Here is an 18,430-nt window from a genome sequence, read left to right on the forward strand (position 1 = left end):
TCACAGCGGCTCAAGCTATCGGCCCTAAGCCCCGCATTTCGCAGGCAAGCTGACCGACCGCAGGTCGTTCAGTTTTCCCAGGCGGGACGAATACTTAGCGCGATTCGGCCGATCGAAGGCGTTTCAGCGCAGACGAGCCAGCAGTCGTTCCCCCCGCTGCGTGCGCGACCGCAACTGCGCGCGGCGCCCCAGCCCCTGATAAGCGAGTTCCAGCTCAAGATCGGCTGCCGGCAGGGCGCCAGCTCCCCGTTCGGGCCATTCGACCAGCACCAGCGCTGCCGGATCGGCAAGCGCATCCAGACCCAGCCATTCCAATTCGCCTGGATCGGCGATGCGGTAGAGATCCAGGTGCCAGGCCGCTCGATCCCTGGCTTGGTAACCCTCGATCAGGCTGTAGGTGGGACTTTTGATGCGCTCTCCCACGCCCAGGGCAGTGAGCAACGCACGGGCGAAGCTGGTTTTGCCGGCCCCCAGTTCGCCACGCAGATACACCACCAATCCGTCGTCCAGCGCGCCAGCGAGCTGTGCGCCCAAGGCGCGCGTGGCGTCTTCGTCGACAAGCTCCCACTGCTGCTCAGACATGCTCAAGTCCGTTGCCGAGAGTGCGCAAGGGCTCCAGCAAATCGCTCGCCAGCAGGCCACGCTCACCGAGACGCGCAGCCAGATCGCCGGCACGTGCATGCAGCCCCACGCCCATGCGAGCGGCGTCCCATGCGGAACACCCCTGTGCCATCAGTGCCGCGACGATACCGGTCAGCAAATCCCCCATACCACCGCTCCCCATGCCTGGATTGCCCCATGTACAGACGTCCAGACGTCCATCCGGATGAGCAATGAGACTACCCGCGCCCTTCAAGACGACCACGGCGTGATAGCGCTGCGCCAGTGCGCGCGCCGCAGCGAATCTGTCACGTTGAATAGCCGCGGTCGTAGTATCGAGCAAGCGCGCCGCTTCGCCCGGATGCGGCGTCAACACGGCCGGGACGGTGAAGCTCCGCGTTTCACGCGCAAGCAAATTGAGCCCATCGGCATCCAGCACCAAAGGCTTGCCGCTATCGAGCGCCGTCAACCACAACGCGTGCCCCCAAGCGCCCTGCCCCAGTCCGGGACCCACGCCAAGCACCGTAGCGCGTTCCAGCAACGGCTGAAGCTCCTGTGGGCCGTGAACGGCGTGCGCCATCAATTCCGGGCGCGCACTGTTGAGCGCAATAAGGTTGTCGCCGCGCGTGGCGACGCTGACCAGTCCCGCCCCCGAACGCAACGCCGCCTCGCCGCAGAGGCGAATGGCTCCCGCCGTGCCGTGATCGCCGCCGATGGCCAGCACATGTCCGCTATCGCCCTTGTGGGCATCGCGCGTGCGCGGCGGCAGATGCATCGCTTCGAGCAACGTCGCATCGGTAGGCATGCCCTGCCAAAGGATGTCCGGCAAACCGAGAGTATCGATCTGCAACGCTCCGACTTTGGTCGCCGCGTGCCCGGTGTACAGCCCTCGCTTGGCAGCGATAAAACTCACCGTGAGCTGCGCATTGATCGCTGCACCGGGACAATCACCGGTGTCCGCATTCAATCCCGACGGTACGTCCAGCGCCAGCACGGGTACGCCTGATGCGTTGATCTGTTCGATCAATGCCGCCGCCGATTCGGGCGCACGATTCAACCCGGTGCCGTAGAGTGCATCGACATACACATCCGCATGAGGCAGCGATCCCTCCTGATGCCAGTGATGCGTATTGTCCGCGCTTCGCTGCCAGGTATCCCGCGCCGCAGCGGCATCACCGCGAGATGCATCGCTCAGTTCGATCACGTCGACCAGCATGCCCGAGCCGTGCGCAAGACTGGCCAGCAGGTATCCGTCGCCACCGTTGTTGCCGGGGCCGCAGAACACGACAATGCGCCGCGCCTGCGGCCAATGACGGCACAGGGCAGCGAACGCGGCGGTTGCCGCGCGGCTCATAAGCTCGAAACCGCTGATGCCAAGATCGTGGATAGCCCGCCGATCGAGCGCGCGAACTTGCTCGACGGTATAAAGATCGCGGTGATGCGCCTGTGCCTGCATCGGCCGATTATAGGCAGCGATTACAATAGACGCATGCCCGCCCACGCACAGCCCGATTACGCCGCACTCGCCCGCGATATCAAGCGCTGGGCGCGCGAACTCGGTTTTGCCGAGGCCGGTATCAGTGGCGTCGCGCTGGGCCAGGACGAACAACATCTCCAGAATTGGCTGGAAGTCGGCTATCACGGCGAGATGGAGTACATGGCCCGCCACGGCAGCAAGCGCAGTCGACCGGACGAACTCGAACCGGGTACGCAGCGCGTGATCTCCGTGCGCATGGATTACATGCCTCCCGGCATGACGCACGCATGGGATGTGATCAACGACGCCGAAGCCGGATATGTCGCGCGCTACGCGCTCGGCCGCGACTATCACAAGTTGATGCGCAACCGCCTGCAGAAGCTGGCCGAACGCATTCGCGGCTCCGTCGGCGACTTCGGTTACCGCGCTTATGTCGATTCGGCACCCGTGCTGGAAAAGGCGCTGGCGCGCAACGCCGGACTTGGCTGGATCGGCAAGCACACGGTATTGATCAATCGCCAGGCCGGCTCGTATTTCTTCCTCGGCGAGCTGTATACGAATCTGCCGCTGCCGATCGACGAACCCGCCGGCGCGCACTGCGGCACCTGCCGGAAATGCATCGACATTTGCCCGACGCAGGCCATCGTCGGCCCCTACCGGCTCGATGCGCGCCGCTGCATTTCCTATCTCACGATCGAACTGAAAGGTTCGATTCCCGAAGAGCTGCGCGCGCCGATGGGCAACCGCATCTTCGGCTGCGACGATTGTCAGCTGATCTGCCCCTGGAACAAGTTCGCGCAGGAAACCGTGGAGCCGGATTTCGCGCCTCGGCATCGGCTCGATGGCGCGAAGCTGGTGGAACTGTTTGCGTGGAGCGAAGCGGAGTTCCTGCAGCGCACGGAAGGCATGGCCATACGCCGTGCGGGCTACGAAGGCTGGCTGCGCAACATAGCCGTTGCGCTGGGCAATGCGCCGCCATCGATGGAAATTCTGCGCGCGCTCCAGGCTCGCAGCGACCATCCTTCAGAGATCGTGCGAGAACACGTTATGTGGGCACTGCGGCGTCAACAGGCTGCCGCACCGGCAGCCTGAGCATGCAGCTTAGGCAGCCGCCATCTGCTTCGGAATCGAGCGATTCGTGTGGCTGATGCGATTGCCTTCCTTGACGTAAACGAGCGTCGGCTGAAACTTCTCCGCTTCAGCCTCGTTGAGGTGCACAAACGCGGCGATGATGATCAGGTCGCCAGGCTGCGCACGATGCGCGGCGCTGCCGTTCACCGAGATGATGCCGGAACCTTCTTCAGCGCGCAGCGCGTAGGTCACGAAGCGCTTGCCGTTGTTGATGTTCCACGCATGGATCTGTTCGTACTCGCGGATGCCCGACGCATCGAGCAGCAAGCCGTCGATGGCGATCGAACCTTCATAGTGCAGCTCCGCGTGGGTCACGGTCGCACGGTGGATCTTCGCCTTCAGCATGTTGAGGTGCATGACTTCAATTCCAGCAGGAACTGCCTGCAGAGATTCGTATTATCGAACTGCCGCCGCTGCGTCGCAACATCGGCTATTGAGCGGCAACGTGGGGCCGGCTCAATCGAATAACAAGTTGTCGATCAGGCGCGTGCTGCCGAGCCGTGCGGCGATCAAGGCCACCAGACCGTCGGTATCGCCGTCGGTAGGCTCGGACAGGTCCTCGGCACGCCGGATCGCGGCGTAATCGGGGACGAAGCCTGCGCGTTCCAGCCTGGATGCCGCCGCCTGCTCCACCACCTTCCGGGCGTGTCCCTTGGCGATCAGGTCGCGCATCTGCTGCAGGGTCTGATAAATCATCACCGATTCCGCCCGCTCGTCGGCGGAGAGGTACTGATTGCGGGAGCTGAGCGCCAGGCCGTCGTCCGCACGCTGGGTGGGCGCGCTCATCACCTTCACCGGCAGGGACAGGTCGCGCACCATGCGCTCGATCACCTTCAGCTGCTGGAAATCCTTCTGTCCGAATATCGCGATATCCGGCTGCACCAGGTTGAACAGCTTGCAGACCACCGTCGCGACACCGTCGAAGTGGCCAGGGCGATGGGTACCCTCCAGGGTGTCGGTGATGTCCGGCACGTGCAGGCTCACGCTGCTGGCCGGCCCGAAGGGGTAGATGGTTGCCACATCCGGGGTGAAGAGCAGATCGCAACCGGCTTCGGCCAGCCCGGCCTGATCTTGCGCCAGCGTGCGGGGATAGCGTTCGAAGTCCTCATGGGGCCCGAATTGTGTCGGGTTGACGAACACGCTCGCCACCACGCGATCCGTGCGGGCCTTTGCCAGCTTGACCAGCGAGTAATGACCGGCGTGCAGGTTGCCCATCGTCGGCACGAAACCGACTGTCTGCCCTTGCGAGCGCCAGCCGCGGATCGTGGCTCGCAGCCCGGCTGCGTCTTGCACCATTTGCATGAACGTTTGCTCTAGTTGAAACCGTGTTCGGCGGCCGGGAATGCACCGCTGCGCACATCGGCGACGTAGGCTTGGATTGCCTCGGCCACCGAATGGCGCCCAGCGAGAAAATCCTTGCTGAACTTGGGACGCTTGCCAGGCGTGATGCCCAGCATGTCATAGATCACCAGCACCTGGCCGTCGCAATGGGGACCGGCTCCGATGCCGATCACCGGAATATGAAGCGCCTTGGTCACCCGCTCGCCCAGCACCGTGGGCACGCCTTCGAGCACCAGCAGATCCGCGCCGGCCTGTTGCACGGCCAAGGCCTCGCTGACCACGCGATCGGCCGCATCCTGGGCGCGCCCCTGGATCTTGAAACCGCCGAACTTGTGCACGGACTGCGGCGTCAGCCCCAGATGTGCGCAAACCGGTATCGCGCGTTCGGTCAGGGCATGGATCGATTCGAGAATATGCGGTGCCGCGCCTTCGATTTTCACCATCGCCGCACCGCCTTCGCCAACCAGACGCGCCCCTGCTTCCAACGCATGGGAAACGTCGCGATCGGCCATGAAGGGCATGTCTGTGACGAGCAAGGTCGCTGACAAACCGCGCGCAACGGCGGCCGTGTGGTAGACCATCTGATCGAGCGTCACCGGCAACGTGCTGCGGTGACCTTGAACCACCATGCCGAGCGAATCGCCCACCAGTGCGATATCGACGCCGGCCTGCTCCACTTGGGAAGCGAAGCTGGCGTCATACGCCGTGAGCATCACGATCTTGCGCCCTTCCGCCTTCATCGCATGCAGACCCGGCACGGTGACCGACTTGCGGGCGGGAGCGCTGGCGTTTTCCACGTACACGGCAGTTCCTTCAATGCTGCGGTGAACAATTATCCGGCGCGAAGTGGCAAAGGCTCAAGCGATGGCTTCGCAGCCTTGTGTATCAACGGCTCGCAGCAGTTCATCCACCCGCCCTTGACCCGGGATGTCGAGATCGGGGGCCACATCGCTCAACGGAAGCAGCACGAAAGCCCGCTCCGCGATGTGCGGATGAGGCAAGGTGAGTTTTTCGTCGCTGATCGCTTGACCGGCGACATGCAGGAGATCGAGATCGAGCGTGCGAGGCCCCCAGCGCAAACCGCCGCGCTGGCGACCCGCGGCGCGCTCGATATCCAGTAGCGCATCGAGCAATGCATGCGGTGGCAGCGGCGTTTCAAGTGCCACGACGGCATTCAGAAAATCCGGCTGATCGTGCACGCCCCACGGTGGCGTGCGATAAAAACGCGAGCGCGCCAGAAGACGCGTGTCCGGCAGGTTCGCCAATGCGTCGATGGCATGGAGCAACTGTTGCCGCGAATCGCCGATATTGCTGCCCAGCGCAACGTATGCGCGCATCAAGTCGCCCCGGATCTTCCGGCTGGCTTGCGACGGCGTTTGCGCTTGCGCGGCGTAACGGCACGGAGCGCGTCCATATTGACTGACGAAGCGGCGTGCTGCAGCGGCAAGGCCGCTGCCAGGCTTTCATGCGGCAACTGCTGGGCGTGCGCCCACCACTGCCCCAGTTCAGCGATCCCCGGCGATTCGGTCGCGCGCAGCAACAGGAAATCGAACGCGGCGCGGAAACGCGGATGCGCCAGCAATCGGAACACCTTTTTGCGCTGGATCTGCTCGAAGCGCGGCTGTAGCGACCAGATTTCTTCCATGGTGATGGTGAAGCGCCGCGGGATCGCCACACGCCGGCACTGTTCGTCCACGACGTGCGCGGCTGCGCGCGACCAGGCCTCGCCGGCGTCTTTGCCGTGCGTCGTCCAGGTGTACGCAAGATCGCGTACTTCGCCCCACAGCAGGACGGCGAACAGAAACGCCGGCGTCACCGATTTGCCTTCGGAGATACGCGCATCCGTATTTTCCAGCCCATGCTCGATCAGCTCGCGCAACGCCTCGTCGCCACGCTTCAGCGCGCGCGCCGTAGCCGGGAACATGAATTTGAGCAAGCCGCACTGCTCGAGCATGCGGAAACTCTTCAAGCCGTGTCCCGTCAGGAACAGCTTCAACGATTCATCGAACAGGCGCGCAGGCGCCACGCCGCTCAACAAAGGTCCAAGCTCGGCGAAGGGTGCCGCGGCTTCGGGGCCGATACGAAAATCGAGCTTCGCCGCCAATCGCGCCGCACGCAGCATGCGTACCGGATCTTCGCGGTAGCGCGTGGCGGGATCGCCGATCAGGTGCAGGACGCGATCGTGCAGGTCCTTCATGCCGCCCACGTAGTCGCGCACGGAGAAGTCGCTGATGCCGTAGTACATCGCGTTGACGCGGAAGTCGCGACGATGAGCGTCTTCCTCGATCGAACCCCACACGTTGTCGCGCACGATGCGACCGTCCACGACGTGACGATCGCCTTCACCCTGTTCCTCACTGGTGCCGCGGAAGGTCGCGACCTCGATGATTTCGTTGCCGTAGACCACGTGAGCGAGGCGGAAGCGGCGGCCGATCAGTCGGCAGTTGCGGAACAATTTCTTGACTTCGTCGGGTGTCGCATTGGTCGCGACGTCGAAATCCTTCGGATGACCGCCCAACAACAAATCGCGCACGGCACCGCCCACCAGATACGCGTCGTACCCGGCTTCGTTCAGGCGATAAAGCACGCGCAGGGCAGCTTTGCTGATGTTCTTGCGCGAAATCGTGTGCTGTTCGCGCGGAATGACGCTTAGCGCGTGACCAGTGCTGGCTTTTGGATTCAAGCGATTGAAGTCCTTTGGAGCATTCAACTTCCGATGGCACGGCCGAAAACACCGGGGTGCCGTGGCCTGATGTTCGACGGCCGCAAGCATCATCCTGAAGGCGTTCCGGCCCATCCGGGCCGCCGTCCGTCCGCGTTGCCGGACAGGACAATTCCGCTATACTACCGCGCCTCGCAGCAATACGCTCCCATCGTCTAGTGGTCTAGGACACCGCCCTCTCAAGGCGGGAACACGAGTTCGAACCTCGTTGGGAGCGCCACCATCCCATTATGATCGGCTTTCCGATCCCAAGCAGGCACACGGCAGCATGACCTTTGTCGTCACCGATAACTGCATCAAATGCAAATACACCGATTGCGTTGAAGTCTGTCCCGTCGACGCATTCCACGAAGGCCCCAACTTCCTGGCGATCAATCCCGACGAGTGCATCGACTGCACCCTCTGCGAGCCGGAGTGCCCCATCAACGCCATCTATCCCGAAGATGACGTGCCGGCCGGTCAGGAGCAGTTCACCGCGCTGAACAAGGAGCTGGCCAAGTCGTGGCCGGTCATCACCGTCCGCAAGGACGCCTTGCCCGATGCGAAGGAATGGGAAAACAAGCCGGACAAGCTCAAGCTGCTGGAGCGCTGAGCCAGCCCATTTCGTTCATGCATGCAAACAAAAACGCCGCCCGATGGGCGGCGTTTTTTTGTTCAGGCTCCGACAAAGCCGAGCAAATGCTCAGCCCTTGCCGCCCAGGCGCGACTTCAGGCTGTCGATCACCTTCGCGACGGCAGCCGCTTCGCCCTGCGCACGAACTGCGCTCGAACCCTCACCGCTGCCGCTGATGGTGACCATCACCGTGCGCGGCGCAACATTCGGACCGGGCGAGCCGCCGCTCTTGCCGAGCATACGGCTGAAGAAGCCGGGCTTCTCGGTCGGCTGGTCGGAAGCCAGCACGCTCAGGTTGTAGGTATGCGCAGCGTCGTCATGAGCCTGCAGCGTACCAATTTCGCCATTGCTGAGCGCCTCGCCGACGCGGCGATAGGTCTCGTCCACGCTATCGGCCAGGATGAAACCGTCGGTAATCGTGCCCGGCGTGCTGCCAACACGCGCCGTGGCGCCATTGGGAGTCGGCTGGTTACTACCCTGCGGCGGGATCACCAGGGCCGCGCTTGCGGAAGGCGTATCCATGCCCGGAGGGATTTCCAGCGGCGCCTGCTGTTTGGCGTTCTGCCAGGCACGTTCGGAACGGAACATGCCGCAGCCCGAAAGCAGCAGGCCAGTGAGAGCCAAGGCCGGCAGGGCAACGGCGAGGGAAGATTTCTTCATGTAGTGAGGTTCCGTAATGTTCCGTAGTTGAGTCGAGACAGCAGCCAGCCGGTCAGGCGGCGTCCGCCAAGGATGCCAGAGTCGCCAAGGCCTTGCGCAACTGTTCGCGCGCCGGCCCGTGTTCCAATTCCACCAAGGGCAGCCGGGGCGCGGCCGTTCCCAGTCCCAGATCCGGCAGACCTGCCTTCACCGCAATCGGATTGGGTGCGCAATTGAGCGCCTGCACCAACGGATCGAGCGCGGCATGGCAACGTGCGGCAGCGGCGCGGTCGCCCGCGGTAGCCGCGTCGCACAGTGCACGGAAAGCCCTGGGGACGAGATTCACCACCACCGAGATCGTGCCGGCGGCACCCGCCAGCATGGCCTCGGCCGCGCTGGCATCGTCGCCGGACAGATAGACGAAATCCGAGCGCACAAGTTCCGCAGTGCGCCTGATGCGCTCGGCATCGCCGCGCGCTTCCTTGATGCCGACGATGGCCGGGTGGTCGCGCAGGATGGCGGTGGTTTCCGGCGCGATGTCGCAGCCCGTGCGGGTGGGCACGTTGTACAGAAGCACCGGAAGCCCGCCGTGCTCGGCCACTTCGGTGAAGTGGCGGCGCAGCCCTTCCTGCGTAGGACGCACGTAATAAGGTGCGACGACCAGCGCCGCATCGGCGCCGAGTTCGCGCGCGCGTTTCGTCGCGGCCACCGTCTTGGCCGTACCTGCCTCGCCGGTACCGGCGATCACTGGAATACGACGGGCGACGTGCTCGACCGCAAAGGCCAGCAAACGGTCGTATTCATCGTGTTCGAGCATGTGGGCCTCACCGGTAGAACCGGCAACGACCACTGCCTGGGTGCCCCCTGCGATCTGGAAGTCGAGCAAACGGCCGAAGGCCGCCAGATCGAGCGCCCCATCCGAGGAGAACGGGGTAACCAGCGCGCAGATGCTTCCGCGAATGTTCATGGCGCAATCCGCACAAAACCAAGCCCAGCATGTTACTTGCGGGCCCGCTGGACGGGCAAGTAAGCTGGGGGTTCGCTCGTCGTCATCCCGCACGACGCGGGGTCGCACCGTCCATGTCCACGAACCCTTTTTCCGCGCGATCCAGCAACGACCACCAACTGCTGATCCAGACGCTGACGCCGGCGGCGCGCACGCCGCTGCTCGCGCTGGCGAGGCGCATCGCCGACGCGGGCTGCAATCTCTCCGACGCGCGCGTGTCCACCATCGGCACGGATACCTCCCTGACCCTGCTCGCCACCGGCGCATGGGACGCTGTTGCGAAGCTCGAAACAGCATTGACCAAGCTGGCGCGCGAAGAAGAGCTGCGCCTGACGCACTACCGCACCAGTCCGCGCGAGCCCAGCGGCCACCTGCTGCCTTATCTGGTGGAAGTGGTGTCGTCGGACCGTCCCGGCATCCTGGTGAAGATCGTGGATTTCTTCAGCCGCCATGAAATCAGCGTCGAACAGTTGAGTTCGATGCGCTACCAGGCCATGCAGACGGGCGCCGCGATGTTCCAGGCGCAATTCACCATCGGGGTACCGGACAAGCTCCACATCGCCGCGTTGCGTGACGATTTTCTCGAGTTTTGCGACGGCCTGAATCTGGACGCCATCATGGATCCGGTGAAGTTTTAGGGATGCGCTAACCCATTTTTCGCGGGCGGCATGATGTCCAGAAGGCTCGCAGGATGTGTTGCGCGGCGCAGGGAAGACTGGCCGTCTTTTCAAGGCGCGCGGCGCAGCATGCGAGCCTTCTGGACATCACCCTTCGGGCCAGCCCTGCCGGTCCACATCCCTTCGGTCCATCGGCTCGACAGACAGCCAGTCTGCCTTCGCCGATGCCCCTGCGGTCTGCGGACCGGCAGGGCTGGTGACGCCCGCGAAAAATGGGTTAGCGCATCCCTGAGGATGCTCCGCTCAGAGTGATCTGACAAGGCTGTTTTCCACCGCCCGACACGCGCTAGTCTCCGTTCCAGCAAGCGCAGAACTCAGTCAGGCTTCCGGAGAACTCATGCCCGACCTAGGTAAGAAAGTCCCCAAGCTGCAAGGCATCACCGGCGACGGCAGCACCCTGAAACTCGATGCACTGAAGGGCCAATGGGTAGTCGTCTACTTCTACCCGAAAGACAGCACACCAGGTTGCACCAACGAGGCGAAAGACTTTCGCGACCTGTATTCGAAATTCCGCAAGCGCCATGCTGAAATCGTCGGCGTTTCGCGCGACTCCGTTAAATCCCACGCCAACTTCGCCGGCAAGCAGGAACTGCCCTTCCCGCTCGTTTCCGACGCCGACGAAACCTGGTGCAACGCCTTCGATGTGATCCATGAAAAGGTGCTGTACGGGAAACGTCACATGGGCGTGGTACGCAGTACTTTTCTGATCGACCCCGACGGCAAGCTCGTCGCGGAGTGGCGGGGCGTGAAGGTGCCCGGCCATGCCCAGGCGGTGCTCGACGCCATACCAACCCGGTGATTTCCACGTCATACCCTCACGCAAACGTGCTACGTCCCTTCCACCTCCAGCCTCATGAGGTTCCTTCCGCATGACCGGAAGCAAGCGCATCTACGCTCTCGATACCAACGTGCTGTTGCATGACCCCACGTCGCTGTTTCGCTTCGAGGAACACGACATCTTCATCCCGATGACGGTGCTGGAGGAGCTCGACGAAAAGAAGAAAGGCGCGTCGGAAGTGTCGCGCAACGGTCGCCAAGTGAGCCGTTTTCTCAACGAGTTGATCGAACGCGGCAATGGCCACGGCATCAGCAACGGACTCGAACTCTCCAGTCCGGAAGGCATCAAGCTCAGGCGCGGCACGGGGGTGGGCCGCCTGTATTTCCAGCAACGCACCAGCAACGGTCACGGCAAGGCGGACAACCTCATCCTTTCGTCGGTGATCGAACTGCGCGACCAGAATCCGGGTCGCGCGGTGATCCTGGTCACCAAGGACATCAACCTTCGCATCAAGGCCAAGATCTACGGCATCGATGCGGAAGACTACGAGAACGATCGCGCCCTCGACGACTTCGCCCTGCTCTACACGGGCGTCATGGAATTGCCGGAAGACTTCTGGGACAAGCATCCGGAAGTGCAATCGTGGAACGAGCGTGGCCGCACCTTCTACAAGGTCGATCGTCACGATGACGAAGACTGGTATCCCAATCAATGCCTGTTCCTGCCAGGTGAAAACAGCGTCGAACTGCGTATCCTGCATGTCGATGAACAACGCGCGACCTTGGTGCTGTTGGACGATCACAGCCACAGCAACCACAGCGTGTGGGGTATCGCCGCACGCAATCGCGAACAGAACTTCGCACTGAATGTGCTGATGGACCCCGACGTCGACTTCATCACCCTGCTCGGAACCGCAGGTACCGGCAAAACGCTGCTCGCGCTTGCGGCCGGGTTGGCCCAGGTGATGGACCAGCAGCGCTATCGCGAAATCATCATGACGCGCGCAACGGTGTCGGTAGGCGAAGACATCGGCTTCCTGCCTGGCACGGAAGAGGAAAAGATGACGCCGTGGATGGGTGCGCTCACCGACAACCTCGAAGTGCTTGCCAACCCTGAAGAAGGCGGAAGCTGGGGTCGCCAGGCGACGAACGACCTGCTGGCTTCGCGTATCAAGATCCGTTCGCTCAACTTCATGCGTGGGCGCACGTTCCTGTCGCGTTATCTGATCATCGACGAGGCACAGAACCTCACGCCGAAACAGATGAAGACGCTGATCACGCGTGCAGGTCCCGGCACAAAGATTGTCTGTCTTGGCAACGTGGAGCAGATCGATACGCCCTACCTCACCGAAACGACGTCCGGCCTCACGTACGCCGTGGATCGCTTCAAGCACTGGGCGCATTCGGCGCATATCACGCTGCGGCGCGGTGAACGTTCGCGTCTGGCGGACTTCGCCTCCGAAGCCATGTAGTGCTTTTGATCGTCATTCCGGCGCAGGCCGGAATCCAGTGGAGACAACGCCATGGATTGGCGACAACCTTGCGTATATATGCTTGCGAGCTGCAAGAACGGCACCTTGTACATCGGTGTCACAAGTGACTTACTTAGGCGTGTCTGGCAACACAAAACCCGTGCTGTAGAAGGTTTTACTCATCGCTATAACGTTCATTTGCTCGTCTGGTACGAACTGCACCCGACCATGGAATCCGCCATACTTCGCGAAAAGACTCTGAAGGGGTGGAAGCGCGCTTGGAAAAATCGCCTTATCGAAGGCGAAAACCCTGAGTGGTGTGACCTTTACCCAGCGTTGTCGTAACTGGATTCCGGCCTACGCCGGAATGACGAGCGAAAAGCGTGGCGAATACGTTAACTCCACCCATTGCCCTCACCATCGCCGGATCCGATTCCGGCGGTGGCGCGGGCATTCAAGCCGATCTCAAAACCTTCCATGCGCATGGAGTGCACGGCCTCTCGGCCATCGCCGCCATCACATCGCAGAATACGCGTGGTGTAACTGCGGTGCACGCCGTACCACTCGCTCATATCCGCAGTCAGCTCAACGCACTCTTCGATGATTTCCCCATTGCCGCGGTAAAAACTGGCATGCTCGGCAACGCCGCCACCGTACGTCTGGTCGCGCGCGAACTGCGCAAACGCAAACCCGCATGGCTGGTCGTCGATCCCGTGATGATCTCCACCAGCGGCTCGCGCCTGCTCGATGAGGACGCTGTCGATGCCATGGTCAACGAATTGATTCCACTGGCCGACGTGCTGACGCCGAACCTGCCCGAAGCCGAAGCGCTGATCGGCGCCTCGCTACGCAACGCCAACCAGATGATCAAGGCGGGAGAGACCCTGCGCGCATTAGGCGCCGATTCCGTGTTGCTGAAGGGCGGCCATGCGTCCGGTGGTGAGATCGTCGATCGCTTCTTCGACGAGCGTGGCATGATGGAAATCCGTCACGCCCGTCTCCCGCGCGAAGGCCACGGCACCGGCTGCACCCTGGCGTCAGCCATCGCCGCCGAATTGGCCAACGGGCTCTCTCCGCGACAAGCCGTGCGGCGCGCCACCGCCTATGTGCTTCGCGCGCTCAAGCAGGGCTATCGACCGGGTGGTGGCGCCATCCATGTACTGCGTCACTGAGTGCCGGAATAGCCGTAAAATCCTTGACTTGCTGCCGTCCGGCCACATACTTCGGTACTGTCCCTGGCGCTATCCGAGCCGCTTTTCACGATGGATTTCCTCAGCCCCCGCTTTATCGCCCTCTACGTGCTGCTGGCCTTCACGCTATGCGTGTTGCTGGTACATCTGCGCGGGCGTGCGCGGCTGCGCTTCGATCGTCAGCTGGTCGATCACTCGGCGATCTTCGCGCCCTACAACCTGCTGATGTACGCGTTCTCCGCCGTGCCGGCACGGCCGATCCTCGATCGCCGCGGCTTTCCGCAGCTCGATCTCTTGCAGGCCAACTGGCAGACCATTCGCGACGAAGCGCTGCAATTGTTCGACGAAGGACATATCCGCGCTGCGCAGAACAACAACGACGCCAGCTTCAACAGCTTCTTCAAGCAAGGCTGGAAGCGCTTCTACCTGAAGTGGTACGGCGAACCGCTCGCCTCGGCCGAAGCGCTTTGCCCGCAAACGGTGGCACTGCTGAAATCCATACCCAGCGTCAAGGCGGCGATGTTCGCCACGCTGGCGCCGAACAGCAAACTCAATCCGCATCGCGATCCCTTCGCGGGGTCCTTGCGTTATCACCTTGGCCTGATCACGCCCAATTCGCGCGACTGCCGCATTTTCGTCGATGGCGAGGAGCACGCCTGGGGCGATGGCAAAGACGTCGTCTTCGACGAAACCTACGTGCACTGGGTCGAGAACAAGACCGACCAGACCCGGGTGATCCTGTTTGCCGACGTCGAACGTCCCTTGCGCACGCGTGTCATGAATGCGATCAACCATCGCGTCGGTGCGTTCATGGGCAAGATCACCGCGTCGCCGAATACCGAGTCGCCGGAAGAAAAAACCGGCTTCGTCAATCGCATGTTCGCGCTCAACCAGCGCAACCGCGAACGCAACCGGGTCCTCAAGCGGAAATATCCGCGACTGTTCCGCACGGTGAAATACATCGGCATGCTGATCTTCATCTGGCTGGTGTTTCTCGCTCCCTGGCCGTTCGTGCGCTAAGCCTGTCACGTTCGGAGAGCGTGGAACGTCCTGGTTCAAAGCGATCGGAAACCCGCCATGGACCTAGACACCGACTTTTTCCAACAACGCCGCTCGCGCCTGCTCGGACTCGCCTATCGCATGCTGGGCACGCCCGCCGATGCGGAAGATGTGCTGCACGACGCCTGGCTTCGCTGGCACGCCCAGGACAAAAGCGCCCTGGACGATCCGGAGGCATGGCTGGTCACGGTCACCACCCGGCTTGCACTGGACCGCCTGCGCCACGCCAAGGTGGAGCGCGAGCACTACACCGGCCCCTGGCTTCCCGAGCCGCTGATCGAAACCGGTGAGCAGCCCGAGGCCGAAGCCGAACGCGCTGAAACGCTCACGGTATCTTTTCTTCTGCTGCTGGAACGGCTCAGCGCCGAAGAGCGCGCCGCGTTTCTGTTGAACGAGGTGTTCGACTACAGCCACGCCGAAACCGCCGCAATGCTCGGCATCACCGAGGAAACCTGCCGCCAGCGCGTGCATCGTGCCCGGCAGCGGTTGCGGCAGGATCGCCCGCGCTTCCACAGCGACGCCGCGATGCAACGTCAGTTGCTTGAACGGTTTGCGACGGCGCTGGAGCACCCTACCGAACAGAATCTGCACGCATTGCTCGCCGCGGATGCCATACATGTCGCCGACGGCGGCGGTGTGGTCAGCGCAACGTTGCGTCCGCTGCATGGCGCCGAGAGGATTGCACGTCTTTACCTGCAGATCGCCCTCCATGAACAAGGCCATAGGATTCAGCGCGAACTCTGCGTACTGAACGGCGAACCCGCCCTGCTGACCTGGGCCGACGGCAAGCTGGTCACCGCGATCTGGATCGAGTGCGACGACCGGCAGATCGTCTCTCTCCAGGTCTTGCGCAACCCGGCCAAACTGGCCCGTCTGGCGGCAGTCACGAAATCGTCGGCTGGCACGTCCTTGCATTGAACGGCCAACAACGGCCGGCAATCCAAGAGGAAATCCCCATGTCAGCCCGTTTTTCGTATCAAGACAATCCCGAAGCCCTGAAACCGCTGTTTGCCATGAAGGCGTATATCGATCGCTCCGGCCTGGAGAAGGGCCTGGTGCATCTGATCACGATGCGCGCCTCCCAGCTCAACGGCTGCGCCTATTGCATGGACATGCATAGCAAGGAAGCACGCGCGGATGGCGAAACCGAGCAGCGCCTGTATTTGTTGCAAGCGTGGCGTGAAGCACCGTTCTACAGCGCGCGCGAACGCGCAGCGTTGGCCTGGTGCGAAGCCGTGACGCGACTCGATCCGGTTCACGGCGTGCCGGATGATGTCTACGAGCAGGTGCGTGCCCAATTCAGCGAACGCGAACTCATGGACCTCAACATGCTCGTGATCATGATCAACAGCTGGAACCGCATTGCGGTACCGTCGAAGACGGAAGCAGGTAGCTTCCAGCCCCCGAGCCGCAAAGTCGCCTGACGTTCTATCGCTGGCCAATGACGACTAAGACACTTCGTGTCGAATATAGGCAAGGCTGCATAAAGAAAAAGGCCGCCCATCGGCGGCCTTTTTTTGTTCGCAAACTGGCCGATCAGGCCTTGACGCGCTCGGCGATCGCCTCGCCAAAACTCTGCGTGGAACCTTTGCCGCCGAGATCCGGCGTAACGTGATCGCGATCGTTCGTCATCGTGTCGCGGATGGCCTGACGCAGCTTGTTGCCCTTGTCCACCATGCCCAGGTGATCGAGCATGTCGGCCGCCGCCAGCAGCAGCGCGCACGGATTGGCGATGCCCTTGCCTGCGATATCCGGCGCGGAACCATGTACGGCTTCGAAAATCGCCGCGTGCTCGCCAATGTTGTCGCCCGGCGCCAGACCAAGACCGCCGACCAGGCCGGCGCAAAGGTCGGAAAGAATGTCGCCAAACAAGTTGGTGGTGACGATCACGTCGAACTGTTCGGGACGCATCACCAGCTGCATGCAGGCGTTGTCCACGATCATTTCGTTGAATTCGATCTGCGGGTATTCCTTGGCGATCTCGCGTGCCACGTTGAGGAACAGGCCCGAAGCGGTCTTGATGATGTTCGCCTTGTGAACCGCGGTGACTTTCTTGCGGCCTTTCTTCACCGCCATCTCGAACGCATAACGCACGATGCGCGCGCTGCCCTTGCGGGTGTTGCGGATCATCGACGTGGCGACTTCACCGTCCTCGGACAAAGTCTGACCTTCGGCGAGATAGGCACCTTCGGTGTTCTCGCGCACGGTGATGATGTCGATGTTCTCGTAACGCGCCTTGGTACCGGGAAAGCTGATCGCCGGGCGCACGTTCGCGTACAGGTCGAAGTGACGACGCAGCGTGACGTTGATGGATGTAAAGCCACCACCCACCGGCGTGGTCAACGGCCCCTTCAACGCCACCTCGTGCTTGGCGATGGTCTCGAGCGTGGCCTTGGGCAGCAGGTCGCCGTGCTTTTCCAGCGCAATCATGCCGGCTTCGACGGTGTCGTAGCTCAGGCCGCAATTCAGTGCATCGAGCACGTGCAGCGTGGCGGACATGATCTCCGGGCCGATACCGTCGCCCGGGATCACCGCGATGGTCTTGCTCATGGGGGAACTCCTTGAAGTGAAGCAGATAAGCGGCGCGCGGGGGGAAGCAGCGCCAGGCTGAAATCTTTTCAATTATCGCCGATGAGCGTGTCGGCGAACAGCCCGAAAGGGCTGCGGAGCGTTGCAAATCCTCGCATGGAGCGTTGCATGAACTCGCATGAGGAAGCCCGACCGAGGTGGCCGGGCTGGGAGCTAGGCGTGGTCCTTACAGCTTTCGCCTTGGGCGTCCGAGTCCCCCGACTCAAGTCGATCGAGAAAATCCACCGCGCGGCGCAGATGCGGAATGACGATCGAGCCGCCCACGACCAGTCCGACGCCGAACACCTCGAAGAATTCCTCGCGCGTCACGCCGACGTCCTTGCATTGCGCCACGTGATAACTGATGCAGTCGTCGCAGCGCAGCACCATGGATGCCACCAGACCAAGCATTTCCTTGGTCTTCACATCCAGCGCGCCGGCCTTGTAGGTCTGCGTGTCGAGTGCAAAGAAGCGGCGCACGACCTGATTGTCCTCGGACAGGATGCGCTCGTTCATGCGATGGCGAAAAGCCGTGAATTCGGCGACACGATCTTTTTCGCTGCTCATGCCACTTCCCCCAGCAACTGCGCCAGCTTGCCGCTGCGGTCGGCGGCGACCAGGTCGTCGTAGCCGCCCACAAGCTGATCGTTGATGAAGATCTGCGGCACGGTGCGGCGACCGCCGCTGCGTGCAAGCATGGCGTCTCGCTCGGCCGGATCGGTATCCACGCGCACTTCCTCCCAGGCAAGGCCCTTGGCCTTGAGAAAGTTTTTGGCGGCCACGCAGTAAGGGCATACCGCGGTGGAATAAACTTCGATCTTGGGCATTGCGAAACTCCGAAATTACCTGCGCCGTAAGTGGCGGTAGCGACTTTCAAAAACAACCCATTTGGTGCTGAACTGCGACCTATGGGAAAGGTCTCTAAGGGTGCGCTGAACCATTCTACGCAGGCGGCATGATGTCCAGAAGGCTCGCAGGGTGTGTTGCGTGGCGCAGGGAAAGCCGGGCGCCTTTTCAAGCCGCGCGGCACGCCCTGCGAGCCTTCTGGACATCACCCCTTCATTAAAATTTGAGCGGTGGGGCCGGCTCTGTCCGTTCGCATCCCTTCGGCCCATCGTCTCAACAGACAGCCAGTCTGCCTTCGCCGATGGTCCTGTG

The 18,430-nt window shown here is 62.3% G+C and carries 22 protein-coding genes and 1 tRNA gene; 11 read left to right on the forward strand and 12 right to left on the reverse strand.

Annotated features, from left to right (window positions below):
- Positions 1–123 precede the first annotated feature (123 nt).
- Together tsaE and DWU99_RS05045 are read right to left on the reverse strand one after the other, a co-directional pair.
- The gene (gene tsaE / locus DWU99_RS05040; RefSeq protein ID WP_115476869.1) at positions 124–582 is read right to left on the reverse strand and encodes a tRNA (adenosine(37)-N6)-threonylcarbamoyltransferase complex ATPase subunit type 1 TsaE; all 459 of its coding nucleotides are present in this window, start codon (positions 580–582) and stop codon (positions 124–126) included.
- The gene (locus DWU99_RS05045) at positions 575–2,056 is read right to left on the reverse strand and encodes an NAD(P)H-hydrate dehydratase (protein ID WP_115476870.1); all 1,482 of its coding nucleotides are present in this window, start codon (positions 2,054–2,056) and stop codon (positions 575–577) included. Before DWU99_RS05045 ends, tsaE begins: the two co-directional genes overlap by 8 nt.
- Positions 2,057–2,089: 33 nt before the next feature.
- Here DWU99_RS05045 and queG point away from each other — a divergent pair, with 33 nt between their 5' ends.
- Positions 2,090–3,169 carry a tRNA epoxyqueuosine(34) reductase QueG gene (gene queG / locus DWU99_RS05050; protein ID WP_233510875.1) on the forward strand — a complete coding sequence of 360 codons (1,080 nt, stop codon included), beginning with the start codon at positions 2,090–2,092 and terminating at the stop codon, positions 3,167–3,169.
- A gap of 9 nt (positions 3,170–3,178) precedes the next feature.
- Here the strand turns inward: queG and panD are convergent, their stop codons facing one another.
- The 5 genes from panD to pcnB all read right to left on the reverse strand — a co-directional run bounded on the left by panD (position 3,179) and on the right by pcnB (position 7,232).
- On the reverse strand, positions 3,179–3,565 hold the full coding sequence (gene panD / locus DWU99_RS05055; protein WP_115476872.1) for an aspartate 1-decarboxylase: 387 nt from the start codon (positions 3,563–3,565) through the stop codon (positions 3,179–3,181).
- Positions 3,566–3,664: 99 nt separating this feature from the next.
- Positions 3,665–4,510 (reverse strand): pantoate--beta-alanine ligase, encoded by an 846-nt coding sequence (panC, locus tag DWU99_RS05060; protein ID WP_115476873.1) that lies wholly within the window; start codon positions 4,508–4,510, stop codon positions 3,665–3,667.
- Between the two features lie 11 nt (positions 4,511–4,521).
- A complete protein-coding gene (gene panB / locus DWU99_RS05065; RefSeq protein ID WP_115476874.1) occupies positions 4,522–5,352 on the reverse strand; it encodes a 3-methyl-2-oxobutanoate hydroxymethyltransferase in 831 nt (276 codons plus the stop codon).
- 54 nt (positions 5,353–5,406) lie between these two features.
- Positions 5,407–5,889 carry a 2-amino-4-hydroxy-6-hydroxymethyldihydropteridine diphosphokinase gene (folK, locus tag DWU99_RS05070; protein WP_115476875.1) on the reverse strand — a complete coding sequence of 161 codons (483 nt, stop codon included), beginning with the start codon at positions 5,887–5,889 and terminating at the stop codon, positions 5,407–5,409.
- Positions 5,886–7,232, reverse strand: a complete 1,347-nt coding sequence (gene pcnB, locus DWU99_RS05075) for a polynucleotide adenylyltransferase PcnB (protein ID WP_233510876.1) — start codon at positions 7,230–7,232, stop codon at positions 5,886–5,888. The genes folK and pcnB overlap by 4 nt, the downstream gene beginning before the upstream one ends.
- Before the next feature lie 183 nt (positions 7,233–7,415).
- Here pcnB and DWU99_RS05080 point away from each other — a divergent pair.
- A tRNA-Glu gene (locus DWU99_RS05080) sits at positions 7,416–7,491 on the forward strand.
- Between the two features lie 48 nt (positions 7,492–7,539).
- A complete protein-coding gene (gene fdxA, locus DWU99_RS05085; protein ID WP_115476876.1) occupies positions 7,540–7,863 on the forward strand; it encodes a ferredoxin FdxA in 324 nt (107 codons plus the stop codon).
- A 90-nt stretch (positions 7,864–7,953) separates the two neighbouring features.
- Here the strand turns inward: fdxA and DWU99_RS05090 are convergent, their stop codons facing one another.
- Both DWU99_RS05090 and dapA read right to left on the reverse strand, forming a co-directional pair.
- Positions 7,954–8,544, reverse strand: a complete 591-nt coding sequence (locus DWU99_RS05090; protein WP_115476877.1) for a hypothetical protein — start codon at positions 8,542–8,544, stop codon at positions 7,954–7,956.
- Between the two features lie 52 nt (positions 8,545–8,596).
- On the reverse strand, positions 8,597–9,490 hold the full coding sequence (dapA, locus tag DWU99_RS05095) for a 4-hydroxy-tetrahydrodipicolinate synthase (protein ID WP_115476878.1): 894 nt from the start codon (positions 9,488–9,490) through the stop codon (positions 8,597–8,599).
- A 113-nt stretch (positions 9,491–9,603) separates the two neighbouring features.
- Between dapA and DWU99_RS05100 the strand changes: the two genes are divergently transcribed.
- The 8 genes from DWU99_RS05100 (at position 9,604) to DWU99_RS05135 (ending at position 16,128) form a co-directional block, all read left to right on the forward strand.
- On the forward strand, positions 9,604–10,167 hold the full coding sequence (locus DWU99_RS05100; protein ID WP_199535696.1) for a glycine cleavage system transcriptional repressor: 564 nt from the start codon (positions 9,604–9,606) through the stop codon (positions 10,165–10,167).
- 376 nt (positions 10,168–10,543) lie between these two features.
- Positions 10,544–11,005 (forward strand): peroxiredoxin, encoded by a 462-nt coding sequence (locus tag DWU99_RS05105; RefSeq protein WP_115476879.1) that lies wholly within the window; start codon positions 10,544–10,546, stop codon positions 11,003–11,005.
- Between the two features lie 70 nt (positions 11,006–11,075).
- Positions 11,076–12,455, forward strand: coding sequence for a PhoH family protein (locus tag DWU99_RS05110; RefSeq protein WP_115476880.1), 1,380 nt, complete (start codon positions 11,076–11,078; stop codon positions 12,453–12,455).
- Positions 12,456–12,533: 78 nt separating this feature from the next.
- Positions 12,534–12,800 carry a GIY-YIG nuclease family protein gene (locus tag DWU99_RS05115; protein WP_325048460.1) on the forward strand — a complete coding sequence of 89 codons (267 nt, stop codon included), beginning with the start codon at positions 12,534–12,536 and terminating at the stop codon, positions 12,798–12,800.
- Between the two features lie 38 nt (positions 12,801–12,838).
- The gene (gene thiD, locus DWU99_RS05120) at positions 12,839–13,627 is read left to right on the forward strand and encodes a bifunctional hydroxymethylpyrimidine kinase/phosphomethylpyrimidine kinase (protein ID WP_115476882.1); all 789 of its coding nucleotides are present in this window, start codon (positions 12,839–12,841) and stop codon (positions 13,625–13,627) included.
- A gap of 114 nt (positions 13,628–13,741) precedes the next feature.
- Positions 13,742–14,665, forward strand: a complete 924-nt coding sequence (locus tag DWU99_RS05125) for an aspartyl/asparaginyl beta-hydroxylase domain-containing protein (protein ID WP_325048461.1) — start codon at positions 13,742–13,744, stop codon at positions 14,663–14,665.
- 57 nt (positions 14,666–14,722) lie between these two features.
- Positions 14,723–15,622: an RNA polymerase sigma factor SigJ gene (gene sigJ, locus DWU99_RS05130; RefSeq protein WP_115476884.1), complete on the forward strand. Its 900-nt coding sequence runs from the start codon at positions 14,723–14,725 to the stop codon at positions 15,620–15,622.
- A gap of 38 nt (positions 15,623–15,660) precedes the next feature.
- Positions 15,661–16,128, forward strand: a complete 468-nt coding sequence (locus tag DWU99_RS05135; protein ID WP_115476885.1) for a carboxymuconolactone decarboxylase family protein — start codon at positions 15,661–15,663, stop codon at positions 16,126–16,128.
- A 112-nt stretch (positions 16,129–16,240) separates the two neighbouring features.
- On the opposite strand, the gene DWU99_RS05140 is transcribed toward DWU99_RS05135, so the two are convergent.
- The 3 genes from DWU99_RS05140 to grxC form a co-directional block, all read right to left on the reverse strand.
- Positions 16,241–17,254 (reverse strand): isocitrate dehydrogenase, encoded by a 1,014-nt coding sequence (locus tag DWU99_RS05140; RefSeq protein WP_115476886.1) that lies wholly within the window; start codon positions 17,252–17,254, stop codon positions 16,241–16,243.
- A 192-nt stretch (positions 17,255–17,446) separates the two neighbouring features.
- Positions 17,447–17,839, reverse strand: coding sequence for a carboxymuconolactone decarboxylase family protein (locus DWU99_RS05145; protein WP_115476887.1), 393 nt, complete (start codon positions 17,837–17,839; stop codon positions 17,447–17,449).
- A complete protein-coding gene (gene grxC / locus DWU99_RS05150; RefSeq protein ID WP_115476888.1) occupies positions 17,836–18,099 on the reverse strand; it encodes a glutaredoxin 3 in 264 nt (87 codons plus the stop codon). Before grxC ends, DWU99_RS05145 begins: the two co-directional genes overlap by 4 nt.
- Positions 18,100–18,430: the final 331 nt, after the last annotated feature.

It is taken from the genome of Dyella psychrodurans (assembly GCF_003363265.1).
GTDB classification, from domain to species: domain Bacteria; phylum Pseudomonadota; class Gammaproteobacteria; order Xanthomonadales; family Rhodanobacteraceae; genus Dyella_B; species Dyella_B psychrodurans.

Excerpts from the sequence above, each read along its gene's own strand:
- tsaE (WP_115476869.1), bottom strand. The coding sequence starts at position 582 with ATGTCTGAGCAGCAGTGGGAGCTTGTCGACGAAGACGCCACGCGCGCC.
- DWU99_RS05045 (WP_115476870.1), bottom strand. The coding sequence starts at position 2,056 with ATGCAGGCACAGGCGCATCACCGCGATCTTTATACCGTCGAGCAAGTT.
- queG (WP_233510875.1), top strand. The coding sequence starts at position 2,090 with ATGCCCGCCCACGCACAGCCCGATTACGCCGCACTCGCCCGCGATATC.
- panD (WP_115476872.1), bottom strand. The coding sequence starts at position 3,565 with ATGCACCTCAACATGCTGAAGGCGAAGATCCACCGTGCGACCGTGACC.
- panC (WP_115476873.1), bottom strand. The coding sequence starts at position 4,510 with ATGCAAATGGTGCAAGACGCAGCCGGGCTGCGAGCCACGATCCGCGGC.
- fdxA (WP_115476876.1), top strand. The coding sequence starts at position 7,540 with ATGACCTTTGTCGTCACCGATAACTGCATCAAATGCAAATACACCGAT.
- DWU99_RS05090 (WP_115476877.1), bottom strand. The coding sequence starts at position 8,544 with ATGAAGAAATCTTCCCTCGCCGTTGCCCTGCCGGCCTTGGCTCTCACT.
- dapA (WP_115476878.1), bottom strand. The coding sequence starts at position 9,490 with ATGAACATTCGCGGAAGCATCTGCGCGCTGGTTACCCCGTTCTCCTCG.
- DWU99_RS05100 (WP_199535696.1), top strand. The coding sequence starts at position 9,604 with ATGTCCACGAACCCTTTTTCCGCGCGATCCAGCAACGACCACCAACTG.
- DWU99_RS05105 (WP_115476879.1), top strand. The coding sequence starts at position 10,544 with ATGCCCGACCTAGGTAAGAAAGTCCCCAAGCTGCAAGGCATCACCGGC.
- DWU99_RS05110 (WP_115476880.1), top strand. The coding sequence starts at position 11,076 with ATGACCGGAAGCAAGCGCATCTACGCTCTCGATACCAACGTGCTGTTG.
- DWU99_RS05115 (WP_325048460.1), top strand. The coding sequence starts at position 12,534 with ATGCTTGCGAGCTGCAAGAACGGCACCTTGTACATCGGTGTCACAAGT.
- sigJ (WP_115476884.1), top strand. The coding sequence starts at position 14,723 with ATGGACCTAGACACCGACTTTTTCCAACAACGCCGCTCGCGCCTGCTC.
- DWU99_RS05135 (WP_115476885.1), top strand. The coding sequence starts at position 15,661 with ATGTCAGCCCGTTTTTCGTATCAAGACAATCCCGAAGCCCTGAAACCG.
- DWU99_RS05140 (WP_115476886.1), bottom strand. The coding sequence starts at position 17,254 with ATGAGCAAGACCATCGCGGTGATCCCGGGCGACGGTATCGGCCCGGAG.
- DWU99_RS05145 (WP_115476887.1), bottom strand. The coding sequence starts at position 17,839 with ATGAGCAGCGAAAAAGATCGTGTCGCCGAATTCACGGCTTTTCGCCAT.
- grxC (WP_115476888.1), bottom strand. The coding sequence starts at position 18,099 with ATGCCCAAGATCGAAGTTTATTCCACCGCGGTATGCCCTTACTGCGTG.